Source organism: Nocardioides sp. Iso805N (assembly GCF_000364605.1).
Classification (GTDB): domain Bacteria; phylum Actinomycetota; class Actinomycetes; order Propionibacteriales; family Nocardioidaceae; genus Nocardioides.
The window spans coordinates 82,912-99,428 of the sequence record NZ_KB822583.1; the positions used below are offsets into that span (position 1 = coordinate 82,912).

The window sequence follows — 16,517 nt, forward strand, 5'->3', positions numbered from 1 at the left end:
CCGAGCGGCCAGAAAGCGGGCTAAACATGACCTCACCGACCCCGGAGATCAGCCCTGAGGAGTGCGTAGCCGAGTTCACCGCGCTGCCGCACGACGTCCAGCAGACCATGCTCGAGATCCTCGGGTTGGTTGAGCTGATGACGACTGAGCACCGCTGCATCGCCGCGCATCTCCAGAACGACATCGTTCAGACCTTGGGTGCACTGCGTGAGCAATACGAGGTGATGTGCCTGAGCGAGCGGCTCCTCGACCTGCTCGTCTTCGCTGAGCGCGAGGAGCAGGCGGCCGGCGCGAGGGGTGACCACTAATGGGTGTCCGCGAAGAGAAGGTCGTACTTTCCCTCGACGATCAGTTCACGTCGAAGATGGCCAAGGTCGTTACCTCTACCGCCCTGTTCGACAAGACACTGTCCGAGCTCGACGGCACCTCGACGAAGACCAACAAGTCAGTCGGCGACCTCGGTTCCGACAACGGCGGGATCGCGAAGTCCGGCAAGCAGGCCCGCTCGGCGGGCGCCGACATCGACAAGTACTCCGGCCGGCTGTCGCTGCTCACCCGGACCGCCGCCGCCATCGGCCCCACGCTCGTCCCGCTGACCGCTGGCCTGATTCCTGCTGTCACAGGCCTGACCGCTGGCTTGGGTGCTGCTGCAGGTGCTGCTGGTGTCGCGTTGCTCGCCTTCCACGGTGTTGGCGACGCGCTCAAGGCGATGGACGCCTACCAGCTGGACCCGACCACCCAGAACCTGCAGAAGATGCAGCAGGCGATGGATGCGCTCGGTCCGGCCGGTGCGCAGTTCGCGAAGTTCATCGACGGTCTCGAGCCGCAGATCCACTCCCTCCAGAACGCTGCCCGCGAGGGCCTGTTCCCCGGCATGGAGCAGGGCATCACCGCACTGTTGCCGCTGCTGCCTCAGGTGCAGCGCGTGGTCTCGGGGATCGCTACCGAGATGGGCAAGCTGTCTGCGCAGGCGGGCAAGGGACTCACGGGCGACGCGAGCTTCCAGCGGTTCTTCAACTACCTGGAGACCGACGCCGCCCCGACCATGGACGCGTTCGCCAAGGCGACCGGCCACGTCGCGTCTGGTCTAGCCTCGCTTACCGTCGACATGGCGCCCCTGACCCGCGACTTCTCGGGTGGCCTGGAGCACGCCGCCGAGTCCTTCGACAAGTGGGCTGCGGGCCTGAACCAGACGCAGGGCTTCCGAGACTTCATCTCCTACGTCCAGCAGTCCGGTCCCGAGGTCGCGCACCTGCTTGAAGCCGTCGCGACCGCGTTCGTCGCCATCGCGAAGGCCGCGGCCCCGATCGGCTCGGTGACACTGCCGCTGCTGACCGACATGGTCAACCTGATCGCGAAGATCGCCGACTCGCCCCTCGGTCCGCTGATCGTCACGTTCGTCTCGATCAACTCGGCCATCTCGCTCGCGACTCTCGCCGTCGGCAAGCTCGCCGCTGCCTGGGGCGGGGTCACTGCGGCGGCAGGTACCGCAGCCGAAGCGGAGGGGGCTGCTGCTGCAGCGGCAGGTGGCAAGGGTGCTGGCGCCGCTGGCCTTTTGGGCTCGGGCACGGGCCGCCTTCTGGCGACCGCTGGCCTGGCGAGCTGGGGATCACAGTCTCTGATGGGAAAGCTCTTCCACGCGAACGTTGATGCCAACCAGCTCGGGTCGAGCTCACAGGTAAACAAACTTGGCCGGGATCTGTCGTTGACGACTACCAGCCGTGGCTGGTTCGGCGGCCTTGGCGGCAAGATCCAGGACGCCTTCCCCGGCAAGGACGGATTCCAGGTTGCTCAGAGCAACGTCGGCACCGCTGACCAGGCGCTCACGAGCATGGTGTCGAACGGTCAAGGGGACCAGGCTGCCGCGATCTTCGACAAGATCACAGCCTCGGCTAAGAAGCAGGGCGCCGCCGTCTCGGAGGTGTCGAAGCAGTTCCCGAGCTACACCGCCGCGGTGAAGGCATCTGCCGACGCAAACGGGACCCTTGCCACCTCGAACGACTCAGCGACCGCCTCGATCCGCAACATGATCGCAGCGGCCGAGCAGCAGCACTCGCAGATGCTGGCGAACTTCGACTCGGTCACGGCCTACGGTCAGGCAGTCCAGGCTGCGGCGAAGCAGGCGGCGTCTGGGGCGAAGGGCCTGAACCAGTACACCGCTGCCGGCGCAGCGAACCGGCAGGCGCTGTCCGGGATGATCGCGGCCTGGAATGCGCAGCCGAAGAGCATCCGCAACAACGTCGGCCAGTACAACGCAGCGAAGGAGAAGCTGGCCGAGTTCGCCTCGAAGATGGGTGCGACCAAGCTGCAGATCGCGGACCTGACTGCGGCAATGAACAAGCCGCGCAAGTTTGTCGTCAACGCAGACATCGGGCAGGCGATGGATGCGATCGCGAAGATCAAGGCAGAGGCCGCATCGGTCCCGAGGGTGCTGCGGACTGAGTACATCGTCACGCAGACGAACCGGATCAATAAGCCCCAGGTCCACATGCCTGGATCGGCTGAGGGGTCGACCGTCCCGAAGGACAGCGGCCCCTACGGCGACCGCTACCCCTACCTGCTTGCGCCCGGCGAAGAGGTCATCTCCAACCGCTACGGCCAGGCCGACCGGCACCGTGGTCTCCTCAAGGCGATCAACGCCGGCCGGCTAGCGAACGGTGGCACGGCTGGCCTCATCGGCAATGACTTCAACTACAACGTCTCCAGCACCTCAACGGCATCCTCGTCGAGCTCGAAGACGACGGCCCAGGCCGATGCCGCCACGAAGAAGCTGACCAAGTCCCAGCAGGAGGCCGCAGCAGCCGCCAAGAAGGCGTCTGGCGAGCTATCGCACCTGCGGCTGAACCTGTCGAACCTGCAGGGCAAGGAGTTCAAGGATCTCCGCTCGGGGTTGCATGACCTGGTCGGGAAGGACCTGCGGCTCACCGGGGACTCGCTCAAGGATCTGAACAAGGCCTCGAAGCTGCTCACCAAGTCGTACACCGCCCAGAAGTCCGCGCTCGACACCGCGAAGTCGAACCGTGACTCGCTGGCATCGACCGTGGCCTCTGGCTTGATGCCGACGCTGTACCAGTCATCGACCACCTCGACGAACCCGTTCTCGGGTCAGTCGGCAGCCATCAACACACCCGGCTCGATCAACGCCACGATCTCGAAGGCGACGGCGCAGGCCAGGGAGTTCGGGACGCTGCTCAAGAAGGTCCAGGGCAAGGGCATCTCCGGGCCGGCGCTGGAAGAGATCTTGACCGACGGCGGGATCGACGGCCTGCGGATCTGGGCCAACGCGTCCAACGCTCAGGCACAGACGTTCCAGAAGGGCTTCACCGGCCTGCAGAAGGTCATCGGCCAGGACTCCACTGCGGCCGGCAAGGCGATCTACGGCAAGCAGATCGACCGCCTGGAGAAGGTCACGAAGTCGATGGACAAGAACCTTACGGACATCAAGAAGGCGATCGCGCTCAAGACCAAGATCGACCACGCCTCGCGCCAGAAGGCCGCAGACAGCGTCACCAAGGGCGTCAACGGCGCTGCCTCGGGCGGCCAGAAGAAGAGGACCCACAAGTGAGCGATGCCTCCCTGACCTTCGGCGTCGACCAGGTCTTCGACTTCACCGAGGACTCTCCGGTACCAGCGAGCGGCTACCGGATCCAGGCGCTGACCGACAGCAGCTTCACGTTCGGCGACCCCGAGGCTGTGATCGCCTCCACCTGGACCAACTTCAACGCCGAACCGATCCGGGCGAGATGAGCTGACGTGATGATTGGTCCGCTACGCCGCATGCCACTGTCTATTGCCCGAGTCATGACTCCTGTGGGGCCCGAAGGCTCGCCTTCGGTGGTTGGTCGAAGCTTGTCAGACCCCTGGTCTAGCGTTGATCTCTCAGCGGAAGGAGCGTGAGGGAGGTGGCAGGGCAGCAGAAGCATAGTTCGCGGGAACCTGAAATTCAGCGTCCGCACTGGCATCATGGCGGCGTGGGCGCCAAGCAGCTCGTTGTCACGGAGCGGTCAGACGGATCGAGGACCCTCGATGCCGTCGACCGCACACTCGGCGACCATCCTTGGGACTATGAGGACGACGAGGCGGGCACGCATGTGCCTCGGCTTGGGACCCAAGACCTTCTGGCCGTGGGGATCGAACTTGAGGATCTCGGTTATAAGGTCACGTCAGTCGATGTTCGTGATATGCGGTTGTCGGCGCTTGATGAGGAGTCAGAGGACTTCTGGAACGATCAGATTCTTAAGGCCATTCGCCAGCACATCGCTTCGGACCCGCAATTCCTCGAATCGTTGGTTCGAGAGGTAGTTGTTGTCGGCCTCAGTGTTCGGCGACCTTCGTCGCCATTCCGGCTGACTATTCGCCGCGGCGGCGAGGTCCAGCCACAGCCGCAAGGATTCGATGACACGTACCTCGGCGATCTGCGAGAGGTCTGGAAGCACGGCGCGATCGCGTGAAGAACCTCCTCGGCGAGGTCGATGAGCTCGCGCGCACGCTCGCCGCCCTTCTCGCTTTCTTTCTTCTTCAGAAGCTGCAGTCTAGCCACGTTCCTAGCTGGATTGAGTTCCCGGTGACCGCGGTGGTCAGCGTGGCAGTATCGGCGGCCCTGAGTCGATGGCTGTGGCGTCGCCCATCGCTGAAGATAACTTGGAAAGCGCGCGACGTGCCCCATATCGGTCCGTCGGTTCGCATAGCCACGGGAGCAACTCGCGACGAGCGCCTCTGGTCCATAGAAGTAGTGCGCTCGCCGCCGTCGTTGCTCGGTATCGTTGCGATGAAAAGGCTTGCGGTTTCCCAGTGCGCCCTGCGGGTCAGCGTGAAGCCTTCGAATGTCTTCTACATAACGCCGGAGTACAGCACCGGAGTTGCGAACGCCACGGCAGACCCGGGCGGCGTCACCGTCCCGCTCGAAGGTCTGGACGCGGCCGGCCCAACGGTCACGGCGGAGATGGACTGGCAACCCCGAGGGAACCCTCCACGTATCATGTGCGCGCTCGCCTACGAGCTCGTAACTTCTCAAACTTCGCCCCGCTGGGCCAGATCCCTGGTAAGACTTGACCGCAACGTTGATGCGATTGAGTTGATTCGAGGGACATAGATGGTTACCACCTCTGGGCAGAGTTCGTACACGCCACTGCTGCTGCGGACCACCGCTAGCCTCGAACTGATCTCGACCGCGATGCGGTCGCAGCGGTATGACCGTGACCCGGCCGGCGAAGGGTGGGGGTCTGTTTACGACGACACGGACGCCATCCTGGGTAAGATCACGCGCCAACGCCCGGCCGGCGGCAAGGCGGAGCTACTGACTGCCCTCGAGTCGTATCCCGACCAGGTTCGGGCTCGCTACTACTGGAACGAGTTCGACGGTTCTCAGCTGGAGTACGACGCTCAAGGAGAGGCCAGCCTGTTCCATCGTCTCCGAGCGTGTGACGTCACCTTGGCGGATACTGGAAACGAGGGCGAGTACTTCGTGCTGCTGAGCGAGAGTCAGCCTCGCCGGCTGAAGCGGGTCCTCGACGGCCTCACCGACACGATCGAGGCTGTGTCGGACGCCGTTTTCATGAATCAAGATGACAATCCGCTTTCCTTCGGGGATGACGACTTCTTCTTGTGGGTTTTGTATCGTGCGACACACGACGCCGCCCTGAACGGCAACTTGGCTCTCGTCGAGATACGCTCGCTGAGCAACGAGAGTATTCGATCGAGAATAACTTCCATGGGTAAGGGCGTCGATCTTTCCCGTCCCGAATTGGTCACTCTGATTTCTGACCAGTCGAACAGATTCGGGCCGGTGCGCTTCGTGGTGTGGTCCGAAGATCTTCAACTGACCTTGTATCTACAGATCAAGAAGTCGGGCGAGTTCAGCATCTATCGCGGCGACAGTTACTACGATGACCCGGATATGTTCGACCTGCCGGAGGAAGAGCAGCGCCTGCGCCTCCTTCAGGATGCGGCTTTCCATGTGATCCCCGAGCTGAAGCATCTGTATTCTCTCGATGCTGAATGGCGAGACACGAACCGGGCTGATTTCTATGCCTACGCGAAGAGCGCCATGAAGGCCTACATGGAGTCGCTTTGAGTCCAACTGCGCTTAGCTCAACGATCGGCGGCTGAAACCCGCCGCCTGCGTCACCGAGGCTCCGGGAAGTTCTCGGGCGTCAGGCCGCCCTTGGGCAACTGGAGCTTGCTGCGACGCTCGTCGGCACGGTGGGCGTTCCAGGCGTAGATCGCGAGTGCGAGCGCATCGGTCTCGTTGACGCGTCCTCCGCCGACGCGCATCTTGACGATGCGGTTGCGCAGGGCTGCGATGGGATCATCGGCGCTTAGGCCATCACCATCGGCTGCTCGAGCAAGGAACCACTCGGCGTCGTCGGGGTCCAGATCGCTGAACAGCCAGTGGCACAGGCCGATCACGGACGCCGGTAGCAGTGACCGGCTGGCGAGCTTGGAGGCGATCTCTGCCGACGTCCGGATGCGCGGGTTCTCGTTGATGAAGATGTTCATCTCCAGGGGAGTGGGGCGCAGGGATCCGGTGTTCGTGCGCACGCCGCGGACCCACATGGCCGCGCGTCGCGTGACAGCGGCCAGAGTGGGGCTGTTGTCCTCGCCCTGGAGCTTGAGTGCGTCGGCGTAGCTGCGCTTCGTGCCGGCGTCCACGGTGGCCATGACGCCGGCGGGCAGGCCTTTGATCACGATCATGGGCACGGTGACGTCTGCTGCGATGACGGCGGAGAGCCTGTGTTGTCCGTCGAGCAGGTGGCCGGTGTCGTCGATCTTGACGGACTCGCCGTTGAGGAGCCAGCGGCCGGCGAGCATGTCGCGGGCGTAGGCGTCGACCATGCCTTTGCGCAGGTTGCGGTTGTTCGGGTTCCGGTAGAGCCAGGTCTGCGCGAGCGTGGGAGTGACATCGATGATCTCGACGCTCGGGGGAGTGGCGGTGTTGGTGGCCATAGTTCGTCCGTTCTGTAGGTCGGGCAGAGGTCCCGGAAGTGCAGTTCTGCACTTCCGGGAGGCACGGGCAGCGCCCGCCCAGACACGGGGCGGGCGCGTTGGTGGGTCGCGGGCAGGGAGGAGGTAGCGGGTCATCGACGACCACCCTTGAGGCGGGGTAGTTCTTGGCGGAGAAGGTGAGGAAGGCGCCGGATCTCGGCCGGCGTGAGGCCGCGGTCCAGGAGGAGTAGCGGCCGTCCGGGTCTCGGGACCAACATCATGCGCTCCTCGAGGTCGTCGACCCAGCGCACGCGGACGCCTGGGTCAACTGTCAACTTCTTGACAGCTGGGCGCAGCTCGAACACCTGGGCGGTCATCGTGCTACCCCGGTACTCGTGCGTCTTTCAGCGGGTCGGCTTCGTGTCGCGACGGGTTGTTCCGACATTCGGTTGCCGGAGTCGACGATGTCGCAAGCCCGGATCAAGGCCTCGCCGAGGCGCCTCGCGTCCTCCACCTGCAGGCCCAGATCGCAGACGAACCCAGGGTGCACATTGTCTGCATAGATCTCGAGCCAATCGCCGTCTGCGTCGAAGTCGTACCGCTTCGCCTCGATCCAGACGTCGATCTCCTCGGCATCACGGTCGCCGTCGTACCGCGGCCTCCAGCGATCGACCGAACGCCGATGCATAACGCCCTGGTCGTCGGGATGCAGGGGGCGGCCTTGGTAAGCGCGGTCGTCGTGGTGCTCGGCGCCGCACCACGGCGGGCAGATGTCGCCGCGGAGTGTCATCGCGTCGCCTCTACTTCGTTCATGGCGGCGCTTGCGCCCGCCAGCGCGTCGAGCGCTGCTCTCGTCGCAGTTAGAACGTCGATTGCCCGGTCAAGCTCTAGGCGAGGGTCGTTGGGCAGGTTCTCGTCGATCAGTACCTGGTCGAACCAGCCATCGATATCCAGTCGGACCGCGATGACCTGAGGCAGGTCGCGGCCGACCGGCTCGTTGAGCATCTGGCGCATTGCGAGTCCTGTCGGCGCCACGCGATAGGCGACGCCTCGATCGTCGGCCTCATCCGCCAGCACGAAGTCGGATACCTGCTTGATCCTCATCGCTGCGCCTCCAGCCACTCGGCGAGTCGGAGCGCGTCTGTGGCCAGTCGCCTTAGGCCGCCGACGCCTTCATAGTCCGCTGCGCGAAGGAGGGGCTTGAGTACCAGCTCGCTGACCGGCCCGTAGTCCTCGCCCGTGATCTCCAAAGAACCGGACCGTGCGGCATGAACAAACGGAAGGCCTCCACGCTCACCGGGGCGGTGGTTGCTGACGGTGCACCATGGCGGACATAGGGAGCCGCGCGCAGCCAGGTTTGCGCGGGCCTCTCGTAGTTGAGCCTCTTGCCACTCCCGACTCGACATCGGTCTTGTGCCGACGGATTCCAGGTTCTGCTCGGTGGCCTCCTCGCAACCAATCTCCCCGTCTCTGTCGCTGTGGTCGCCGTCGTGGCCCTTGTCCAGCGTGCACACGAACGGCAGCCCGCTCACGTGGTCGTCCTCGACGCGGTGCAGGCAAGGCTCCCCGGCCTCCCCGGCCTCCTCGGTGGCTTCCCGGCCACCGACCAGAGATACTGCTGTCATGGTTCTACGTCCTTCCTGACGTGGTTCCTCGGCCTCGCTGGTCCTGCATGACCAGTCGAGGCCGTTCTCATTTCGAGGGTGCGCCGACTGCCTCAAAGTTCGCGAGAGACACGCCGACTCAGTCTGTGGTTCATCTGGGTTTGTGTTGCGCTTCCCGCACCCGGACTGGGTGGCGTTGCAGACCCGACAGGCCGGTCTCGAGGGCACCGGCGAGGTCAAGCTTCGCGATCTGGTGAAGGAGTCCCTGCGGATGCGACCCAGCCGCATCATCGTGGGCGAGGTGAGGGCCGAGGAGTGCCTCGATCTGCTGTTGGCGCTCAACAGCGGCATCCCCGGGATGTGCACCCTGCACGCCAACAGCGGGCGCGAGGCGTTGGTCAAGATGTGCACGTTGCCGCTGCTGGCCGGGGAGAACATCAGTCCCCGTTTCGTCATCCCGACGGTCGCGGCGAGTGTCGATCTCGTGGTGCACCTCGGCATGGATGCGCGGGGCGTGCGCAGGGTCAACGAGATCGTCGCCGTACCGGGTCGGGTCGAGAACGACGTGATCGAGACGGCGCCGATCTTCGAACGACACGGCACCGAGCTCCGCCGTGCCAGTGGGATGCCGCCGCGCCCCGAGCGGTATGAGCGTGCTGGCGTCGACCTGCACGTCCTTCTCGCCGGAGCGCGCTGATGGGTGCGGTGCTCGGGTTGGGCATCGGCATCGGGCTCCTGCTGTGCTGGTCTGCCTTCGTGCTGCCGCGGACGCATCGCCGTCCCCGCAAGGCCGAGCGCACCGATGCGCTCCTGGCGCGGGCCGGGCTCGGCGCGGTGTCGTCGACGAGCCTGTGGGCGCTGTGCGTCGCGTGTGCGGGAGTCGCCCTGCTTGTCACCGAGGTCATCACCCATACGCCGCCGATCGCCGTCGTCTTCGCCGCCATCGCCGGATACCTGCCGGTCGCGGTGCTGATCGGGCGGGCTCGGCGACGACAGCGCGAGTTCGCCGAGGTCTGGCCCGAGGCGGTCGACAACCTCGCCTCGGCCGTGCGGGCAGGACTCTCGCTGCCCGAGGCCTTGGCCGGGCTGGCGGTGCGCGGGCCGGAGGCGCTGCGGGAGCCGTTCGCGCAGTTCGAGCTCGACTATCAGGTGTCGGGTCGGTTCGGCGACTGCCTCGACCGGCTCAAGGACAGGCTCGCCGATCCGGTCGGCGATCGCGTGGTGGAGGGGCTGCGCGTCGCCCGTGAGGTGGGCGGCGGAGAGCTCGGCCGGCTGCTGCGCAACCTGTCGTCCTACCTACGGGCGGAGGCCCGCACCCGTGCCGAGCTCGAGTCCCGCCAGGCCTGGGCGGTCAACGGCGCCCGGCTGGCGGTGGCGGCGCCGTGGCTTGTACTGGTCTTCCTGTCCTTCCAGCCGGACGTGATCCAACGCTACTCCTCGGCGGCCGGGACGGTGGTCCTCGCCGGCGGTGCGGCGGCCTGCCTGGTGGCCTATCGGATCATGCAGCGCATCGCCCGGCTGCCCACCGAGCAGAGGATCCTCCGATGAGCGGCGTGCTCGTCGGCGCAGTTCTCGGAGCGATCGTCGGCGGGGCGCTCCTACTCGTGATCGCTCGGATCGGGGCGATCCGCCGTCCACAGTTCGAGGTGCGGGTGCTGCCCTACATCCGTGACCTGTCGGCCGGCCCCGTGGCGAAGCGGGCGGCGACGCCCTCCGGGCCGCTACCGCCCGTCGTGGGAGCAGTCTTCGGGCCGGCGCTGCGCGCTGCTGCTGATGCTGTCGAGCGCGTTCTCGGCGGGGCAGTCTCGGTGCAGCGGAGGCTGGATCGGGCCGCCCTGGACCGCACGGTGCACGACTTCCGCGTCGAGCAGGTTCTGTGGGGTCTGGTGTGCTTCACCGTCGCCGCGCTCTACGGCTTGCTCCGTGGCCTGAGGGATCCGAGCCATGCCCTTCCGGCGCTGGTGGTGTGCCTGGTGGCGTTCGTCTTCGGTGTGCTCGCCCGTGACTCCTGGTTGACCACGCAGGTGCGCGATCGCGAGCGGCGGATCGTCGCCGAGTTCCCGGCCGTCGCCGAGCTGCTGGCGCTGTCCGTCGCGGCGGGCGAGGCCCCGGTCGTCGCCCTGGATCGAGTCGTACGCCGCAGCCAGGGCGAGCTGTCACACGACCTCGCGCGCGTGCTCGCCGCCGTCCGGACCGGTCAGCCGGTGGCGGCAGCCTTCGACGACCTGGCGGCGCGCACCGGCCTGCCGCTGGTCGCTCGGTTCGCCGCAGGCATCGCCGTGGCCGTCGAACGCGGCACCCCACTGGCCGACGTACTGCACGCGCAGGCTGCCGACGTGCGTGAGGCCGGCCGCCGCGAGCTGATCGAGGTGGCGGCACGAAAGGAGGTCCTGATGATGGTCCCGATCGTCTTCTTCGTGATGCCCACGACGGTGGTCTTTGCGTTCTTCCCAGGCGTCCTCGGCCTGCATCTGGGCATGTCCTGAAATCTCGGAAAGGAACACCAATGGACACACTCCTTCTCGCCCTGCTCCGACTGCGGCATCACCTGCTGCGAGAGCGTGATGATCGCGGCGACGTGCCCGGTTGGGTGCTGGTGGTCGTCATGACGGCAGGCTTGTGTGCCGCCCTCTACGGCGTGGCGAAGGACCAGCTCAACACCATGCTCACCAACGCGCTCAACCAAGTGAAATGAGCCGCCGGGAGCGCGGCGCGGCCGTCGTGGACCTCGTGCTGGTCCTGCTCGTGCTGGTGCCGCTGGTCCTCGGTGCGATGCAGGTCGCGCTCGTGCTCTATGTCCGCAACACGCTGGCCTCGGCGGCTTCCGAGGGCGCGCGCTACGCCGCCACCCTCGGTCACACCGACGCCGACGGCGTCGCACGGACCAGGGCGCAGTTGCGCGGTGCCGTCTCGGACCAGTACGCCGCGGACGTCACCGCCTCCGCGGCGTCCATCGACGGCGCACCGGCGGTGCGGATCACGGTGCGCGCTCACGTGCCGGCGCTGGGGCTCGGTGGGCCGGCCGTGAGACTCACCGTCACCGGGCACGCGATCCGGGAGACGCGATGAGGTGGCGGCTCGGGCAGAGATGGGAGCGTGGCAAGGGGGAGCGCGGCAAGGGGGAGCGCGGCAGCGGTCTGATCGAGCTGACCTGGCTCGGCATCCTGCTGCTGGTCCCCCTCGTGTGGATCCTGCTGTCGATCTTCGCTGTCCAGCGCGGGGCATTCGCCGTCAGCGGGGCGGCCCGTGCGGCGGGCCGCGCCTATGTCCTCGCACCCAGCGACGACATCGGTGTCCAGCGGGCCCGGGTGGCGGCGGAGCAGGTGCTCGCCGACCAGGGGATCGAGGACGCTCCGCTGGACATCACCGTGAGCTGTACGCCGTACCCGCAGGCCTGTCACAGCGGGACCTCGGTGGTCACCGTGCGCATCGCCAGCAGCATCCGGATCCCGCTGCTGCCGCTGGTGCTCGGCGGCGGGTCGCCCCGGTTCGCGCTGGACGCCACCCAGGTGGTGCCGGTGGGGCAGTACCAGGAGGTCTCCGATGGCGCCGGGTGAGCGACGAGACGAGCGCGGCTCGACGATCCCGCTGATCATCGGCTTCGCACTCGTGCTGGCACTGATGGTGGCGTTCGTCGTCGATGCCACGGCTGCCTACCTCCGTCGCCAGGCCCTGGACACCCTTGCCGACGGTGCGGCGCTGCAGGGCGCGGATCTCGGGGCGGCCGGCACGGACGTGTACGCCGGCGGCCTCGGCAGCACCGACCTCCACCTCACCACGGCCGCTGCGCAGCAAGCCATCGATGCCTATCTCGACGATGTCGGCGCCTATGGGCGCTATCCCGGCCTGATCGCCTCGGTCACGATCGACGCGGCCGGTCAGCGGGTGCGCGTCCACCTGCACGCCCCGTTGCACCTACCGCTCAGCATGCCCGGCTCGCCCGCGCATCCGAGTGTCGGTGCCGAGGGCGAGGCGTCCGTGGTGGTCGATCGCTGATGCCGCGTCTTCAGGTGGAGTTCGAGAAGGCGTCACCTGGACTTTGCCGACCGCCACCAGGATGCGGAGGTCCATCTCGGGCCGCCCATCTCAAGGATCGATGTGAAATCGCTTCGTCGTGTCCTGGCCGTCGTACCGGCCGCCTGTCTCGGTCTCGCTGGAGCCGCGGCCATCGCGCCGCCGGCCCATGCCGCGGGAGCAGACATCCAGATCACCGAGATCGCCTACGGCGGTCTCGCGGCCGGTGCCAACGGTGGGGACGGTGAGTACGTCGAGATCACCAACGAGGGCGACACCGCACAGGACCTGACGGGTTGGTCCTACGCCACGGGCACGGCGGCGCCGGCGACCGGTGGTGCTGTCAGCCTTGCCGGGCTGGGCACGCTCGCCCCGGGCGCGTCGGCCATCATCACCGACCTCAGTGCGGCGGAGTTCCGCGCGGAGTGGGGCCTCAAGTCCTCGGTCCAGGTGCTCGACAACGCCAAGGCGGCAACGCTGAACAGCGGGCCGAGCGCGGCGTGGGTGCTCGACGGCAGCAACGCCGTGATCGATGACGTCACCTACGTCAAGAACGGTTTCGCGGGCAAGGGCGTGGCCAAGGACGCGACCAGCGCGACGAGCAGCCAGGATCTGTCGACCGGCTGGGTCAACGCCGCGGTGGGCGACTCCGAGGGCTCGTGGACCAGCGCCAGCGGCGCAGTGGGCTCGCCGGGTGCCTCGACGTACGGCACCGGCACGCCTGCGAGCGTGCGGGCCTCCGATCTGCAGATCACCGAGATCGCCTACGGTGGCAAGGTCGCCAGCTCGGCCAACACCGGCGCCGATGGCGAGTACGTCGAGATCACCAACGAGGGCAAGGGCTCCCAGGACCTGACGGGCTGGACCTACGACACCGGCGCCACCCAGCCGACGGCCGGGGCGGGCATCGCGCTCTCCGGCACGTTGGCGCCCGGTCAGTCGCTGATCGTGACCGACGTGACCGCGGCTGAGTTCCGTGCCGAGTGGGGCTTGAAGTCGTCGGTCCAGGTCATCTCCAACAACAAGACCCACACCCTCAACGGCGGCCCGAACGGCGCCTACGTGTTCGACGCCGGCGGCACGGTGGCCGATCAGGTCGCCTACCTCAGCGGAGCCTTCGCGGGCGGCAAGGGCTCCGCCAAGACCACGGCTGCGGCGACGAGCTCGCAGGACCTGGCCACCGGGTGGACCGACGAGACCGTCGGCGACGCCGAGGGCTCGTGGACCAGTGCCAGCGGCGCGGTCGGCTCACCGGGCGCCTCGACGTACGGGACCAGCACGCCGGCGAGCGTGCGCACCGCCACCGTCGTCGAGGACCCGCACAGCGTGCTGAAGATCAGCGCCGTGGACGCGACCGCAGGCGCCGTCACGCTGCACAACACCGGCACCAGTGACCACGACATCTCCGGCTGGACGATCCAGGACGCCGCCGGGACCGTCGTCACCATCCCGGCCGGCAGCACCCTGACCGCCGGCGCGTCGCAGACCTTCACCGCGACGACCAACACGTTCGACGTGGGCACCGACACCGCCAAGCTGTACGACGGCACGACCCTGGTCGACTCGAGCGCCTGGAACGCCGACCCCAACTGGGCGGACGTGACCATCAACGAGGTCTCCTCGGACAACGCGACCGCGGCCCAGGTGACCGCGGGCGATCCGATGGGGGATGCCATCGAGCTCTACAACAAGGGCGACGCGGCAGTCGACCTGACCGGCTGGAAGCAGATCGACAGCGGTGCGGCCAGCGCGGCCACGACGTTCGGACCGATCTACGTCAACGGCTCGACCACAGCCGCCAGCACCATGACGATCCCGGCGCACAGCTACGCCGTCTTCTCCTCGAAGGCCGGCCTGAGCAGCGGCGGGGACGGCGTCAAGCTCTACCTGCCCGACGGCACGCTCGTCGACAGCCTCACCTACGGCGCCGGCGAGGCCGGGATCGACGAGGCCGCGGACCCCGACAACACGGTCAGGTCCGTGGCGGCCTGCCCCGACGGCAGTCACACCTACCTCAAGGTGACCTCCTACAGCTTCGGCGCCAGCAACACCGCCGCGTGCGCCACCGGCGTCGCGCTGGGCGACTCCACCGGCCCGACCAGCGACGTACCGTGCACGACCGAGGCACCCAGCGCGACCACCGATCCGGTCACCGGTGCGGTCGCCTGGCCGGGCAGCCAGGACGTCGCCGTCGCCGATGGCGTCTGCGCCTGGGATGGCGGCGGCACCCAGCAGGACCTCTCCGGCCTGGTCTTCGACCCGACGGACCCGAACACCCTGTGGGCGGTGAAGAACAAGAGCGTCGTCTACAAGCTGACCAAGGCCGACGGCATCTGGCAGAAGGTCACCACGGACGGGTGGGCGAACGGCAAGAACATCACCTTCCCCGGCGGCACGGGGCTGCCCGACTCCGAGGGCATGACGGTCGGCCCCGACGGCGCGCTCTACGTCACCACCGAGCGTGACAACGCGAACAACAGCGTCCCGCTCGACACCGTCCTGCGCTTCGACCCGACCGGCTCGGGTACGACGCTGACCGCCACCGACGAGTGGAACCTCACCTCCGACCTCTTCGCGGCCGATGACTCCGCCGACGCCAACCTCGGCTTCGAGGGCGTCACCTACGTGCCGGACAGCTACCTGACGGCCAACGGTTTCATCGACGACCACACCCACGCCGCCTACGACCCGTCGACGTACCCGACGAAGAAGACCGCCGGGCTCTTCTTCGCGGCGGTCGAGAAGACGGGGCACCTGGAGGCCTACGCGCTCAACAGCGACCACACGTTCACCCGGGTGGCCGACATCGCGACCGGCATGGCCGGGGTGATGGACGTGTCCTACGACGCCGACCTGCACCGGATCTGGGCGCAGTGCGACAACACCTGCGGGGTGTCCCTGACACTGCTCAAGGTCGGGTTCGACGGGCACTTCACGCCGGAGAAGCACTTCGCCCGCCCGGCCGGGCTGCCGGACAACAACCTCGAGGGCTTCGCGGTCGCGCCGGTCTCGACGGCGGTGAACGGCCAGCGCGAGGCGGTGTGGTCGGACGACGGCAACTTCGGCACCAGCAGCACAGGTGTCGCGACGCTCGCCGCCGACGGCGGCCACTCGCTGTGGACCGGCCTCATGAACGTCGACCTGAACCTCGGCGCCCAGGGGTACGACGCGACCAAGCCGGTGATCGTCGCCCACGCGGACCCGGCTCCGAACACGGCCGGCTGGAACAACACGACCGTGACCGTGAGCTATACGTGCACCGACGCGGGATCGGGTGTCGACACCGCCGCCAGTGACCTCGCCTCCGACGTGCTCACCACGAGCGGCACCGCGACCGCGACGTGTGTGGACCTGGCGGGCAACAGCGCCGCCGCGAGTTACACGGCGAAGATCGACACCGTCGCGCCCAGTGCCTCGGCCATCACGGTCTCCGGGCCTTCGACGGTCGACAGCGGCGCGGTGAGCTTCACCTTCGGCTCCTCCGAGGCCGACGTGGTGTCCTACCGCTGCAAGCTCGAGGGCACCGACGCCGGCTTCGTCGCCTGCTCGGCGTACGCCAGGAGCGGTCTGGCGGTGGGCCCCTACACCCTCGAGGTGGAGGCGGTCGACCAGGCCGGCAACGTCAGCGCCCCGGTGGAGCACGCCTTCTCGGTGGTGGCCAAGTCGTCCACCGGCGGGACCACGCCGACAAAGCCGACCAAGCCGGTCGTGATCCACCCGGTCAGCGGCAAGTCCAAGGTCGGCAAGAAGCTGAAGGTCACCGTCTCGGTGCCCCGCGGTGCGACCGTCACCTACCAGTGGTACGCCGGCGGCAAGAAGATCAAGCACGCCACCAAGAGCTCGCTGAAGCTGACCAAGGCTCTGAAGCACAAGTTGATCCGGGTCAAGGTCGTGGTGCGGGTGCCGGGTCAGGCTCCGGTGGTGAAGACGCTGAAGGTGAGCAAGCCGATCCGCTAGCCGCTGATCGAGCGTGGA

18 protein-coding genes are annotated in these 16,517 nt (G+C 67.1%); 14 read left to right on the forward strand and 4 right to left on the reverse strand.

Annotation, left to right across the window (positions count from 1 at the left end; all coding sequences use genetic code 11):
- The first annotated feature begins 26 nt into the window (after positions 1–26).
- The 6 genes from H036_RS0117275 (at position 27) to H036_RS0117295 (ending at position 6,073) form a co-directional block, all read left to right on the forward strand.
- Positions 27–308, forward strand: a complete 282-nt coding sequence (locus tag H036_RS0117275) for a hypothetical protein (RefSeq protein ID WP_157417548.1) — start codon at positions 27–29, stop codon at positions 306–308.
- On the forward strand, positions 308–3,565 hold the full coding sequence (locus H036_RS0117280; RefSeq protein WP_017936065.1) for a hypothetical protein: 3,258 nt from the start codon (positions 308–310) through the stop codon (positions 3,563–3,565). The genes H036_RS0117275 and H036_RS0117280 overlap by 1 nt, the downstream gene beginning before the upstream one ends.
- Positions 3,562–3,747, forward strand: a complete 186-nt coding sequence (locus H036_RS0117285; protein WP_017936066.1) for a hypothetical protein — start codon at positions 3,562–3,564, stop codon at positions 3,745–3,747. The genes H036_RS0117280 and H036_RS0117285 overlap by 4 nt, the downstream gene beginning before the upstream one ends.
- Positions 3,748–3,971: 224 nt before the next feature.
- Positions 3,972–4,451 (forward strand): hypothetical protein, encoded by a 480-nt coding sequence (locus tag H036_RS0117290; protein WP_017936067.1) that lies wholly within the window; start codon positions 3,972–3,974, stop codon positions 4,449–4,451.
- Complete coding sequence (locus H036_RS25515) at positions 4,448–5,092, forward strand: hypothetical protein (RefSeq protein WP_157417550.1); 645 nt, start codon at positions 4,448–4,450, stop codon at positions 5,090–5,092. The genes H036_RS0117290 and H036_RS25515 overlap by 4 nt, the downstream gene beginning before the upstream one ends.
- Positions 5,093–6,073, forward strand: coding sequence for a hypothetical protein (locus H036_RS0117295; RefSeq protein ID WP_017936068.1), 981 nt, complete (start codon positions 5,093–5,095; stop codon positions 6,071–6,073).
- A 50-nt stretch (positions 6,074–6,123) separates the two neighbouring features.
- Here the strand turns inward: H036_RS0117295 and H036_RS24580 are convergent, their stop codons facing one another.
- From H036_RS24580 to H036_RS0117320, 4 genes are all read right to left on the reverse strand, one after another.
- The gene (locus H036_RS24580; protein ID WP_017936069.1) at positions 6,124–6,945 is read right to left on the reverse strand and encodes a hypothetical protein; all 822 of its coding nucleotides are present in this window, start codon (positions 6,943–6,945) and stop codon (positions 6,124–6,126) included.
- 352 nt (positions 6,946–7,297) lie between these two features.
- Positions 7,298–7,714 carry a hypothetical protein gene (locus H036_RS0117310; RefSeq protein ID WP_017936070.1) on the reverse strand — a complete coding sequence of 139 codons (417 nt, stop codon included), beginning with the start codon at positions 7,712–7,714 and terminating at the stop codon, positions 7,298–7,300.
- Positions 7,711–8,028 carry a hypothetical protein gene (locus tag H036_RS0117315; protein ID WP_017936071.1) on the reverse strand — a complete coding sequence of 106 codons (318 nt, stop codon included), beginning with the start codon at positions 8,026–8,028 and terminating at the stop codon, positions 7,711–7,713. Before H036_RS0117315 ends, H036_RS0117310 begins: the two co-directional genes overlap by 4 nt.
- The gene (locus H036_RS0117320; RefSeq protein WP_017936072.1) at positions 8,025–8,549 is read right to left on the reverse strand and encodes a hypothetical protein; all 525 of its coding nucleotides are present in this window, start codon (positions 8,547–8,549) and stop codon (positions 8,025–8,027) included. Before H036_RS0117320 ends, H036_RS0117315 begins: the two co-directional genes overlap by 4 nt.
- Before the next feature lie 142 nt (positions 8,550–8,691).
- Between H036_RS0117320 and H036_RS0117325 the strand changes: the two genes are divergently transcribed.
- From H036_RS0117325 to H036_RS25010, 8 genes are all read left to right on the forward strand, one after another.
- Complete coding sequence (locus H036_RS0117325) at positions 8,692–9,225, forward strand: ATPase, T2SS/T4P/T4SS family (protein ID WP_017936073.1); 534 nt, start codon at positions 8,692–8,694, stop codon at positions 9,223–9,225.
- Positions 9,225–10,076, forward strand: coding sequence for a type II secretion system F family protein (locus tag H036_RS0117330; RefSeq protein WP_017936074.1), 852 nt, complete (start codon positions 9,225–9,227; stop codon positions 10,074–10,076). The genes H036_RS0117325 and H036_RS0117330 overlap by 1 nt, the downstream gene beginning before the upstream one ends.
- Positions 10,073–11,014, forward strand: coding sequence for a type II secretion system F family protein (locus H036_RS0117335; protein WP_017936075.1), 942 nt, complete (start codon positions 10,073–10,075; stop codon positions 11,012–11,014). The genes H036_RS0117330 and H036_RS0117335 overlap by 4 nt, the downstream gene beginning before the upstream one ends.
- Positions 11,015–11,034: 20 nt before the next feature.
- Positions 11,035–11,223, forward strand: a complete 189-nt coding sequence (locus tag H036_RS0117340) for a hypothetical protein (RefSeq protein ID WP_017936076.1) — start codon at positions 11,035–11,037, stop codon at positions 11,221–11,223.
- Positions 11,220–11,597, forward strand: a complete 378-nt coding sequence (locus tag H036_RS0117345; RefSeq protein WP_017936077.1) for a TadE/TadG family type IV pilus assembly protein — start codon at positions 11,220–11,222, stop codon at positions 11,595–11,597. Before H036_RS0117340 ends, H036_RS0117345 begins: the two co-directional genes overlap by 4 nt.
- A complete protein-coding gene (locus H036_RS23430) occupies positions 11,594–12,085 on the forward strand; it encodes a hypothetical protein (protein WP_017936078.1) in 492 nt (163 codons plus the stop codon). The genes H036_RS0117345 and H036_RS23430 overlap by 4 nt, the downstream gene beginning before the upstream one ends.
- Positions 12,072–12,524 carry a pilus assembly protein TadG-related protein gene (locus H036_RS0117355; protein WP_017936079.1) on the forward strand — a complete coding sequence of 151 codons (453 nt, stop codon included), beginning with the start codon at positions 12,072–12,074 and terminating at the stop codon, positions 12,522–12,524. Before H036_RS23430 ends, H036_RS0117355 begins: the two co-directional genes overlap by 14 nt.
- A gap of 102 nt (positions 12,525–12,626) precedes the next feature.
- A complete protein-coding gene (locus H036_RS25010; protein WP_017936080.1) occupies positions 12,627–16,499 on the forward strand; it encodes a lamin tail domain-containing protein in 3,873 nt (1,290 codons plus the stop codon).
- The last annotated feature ends 18 nt before the right edge of the window (positions 16,500–16,517 follow it).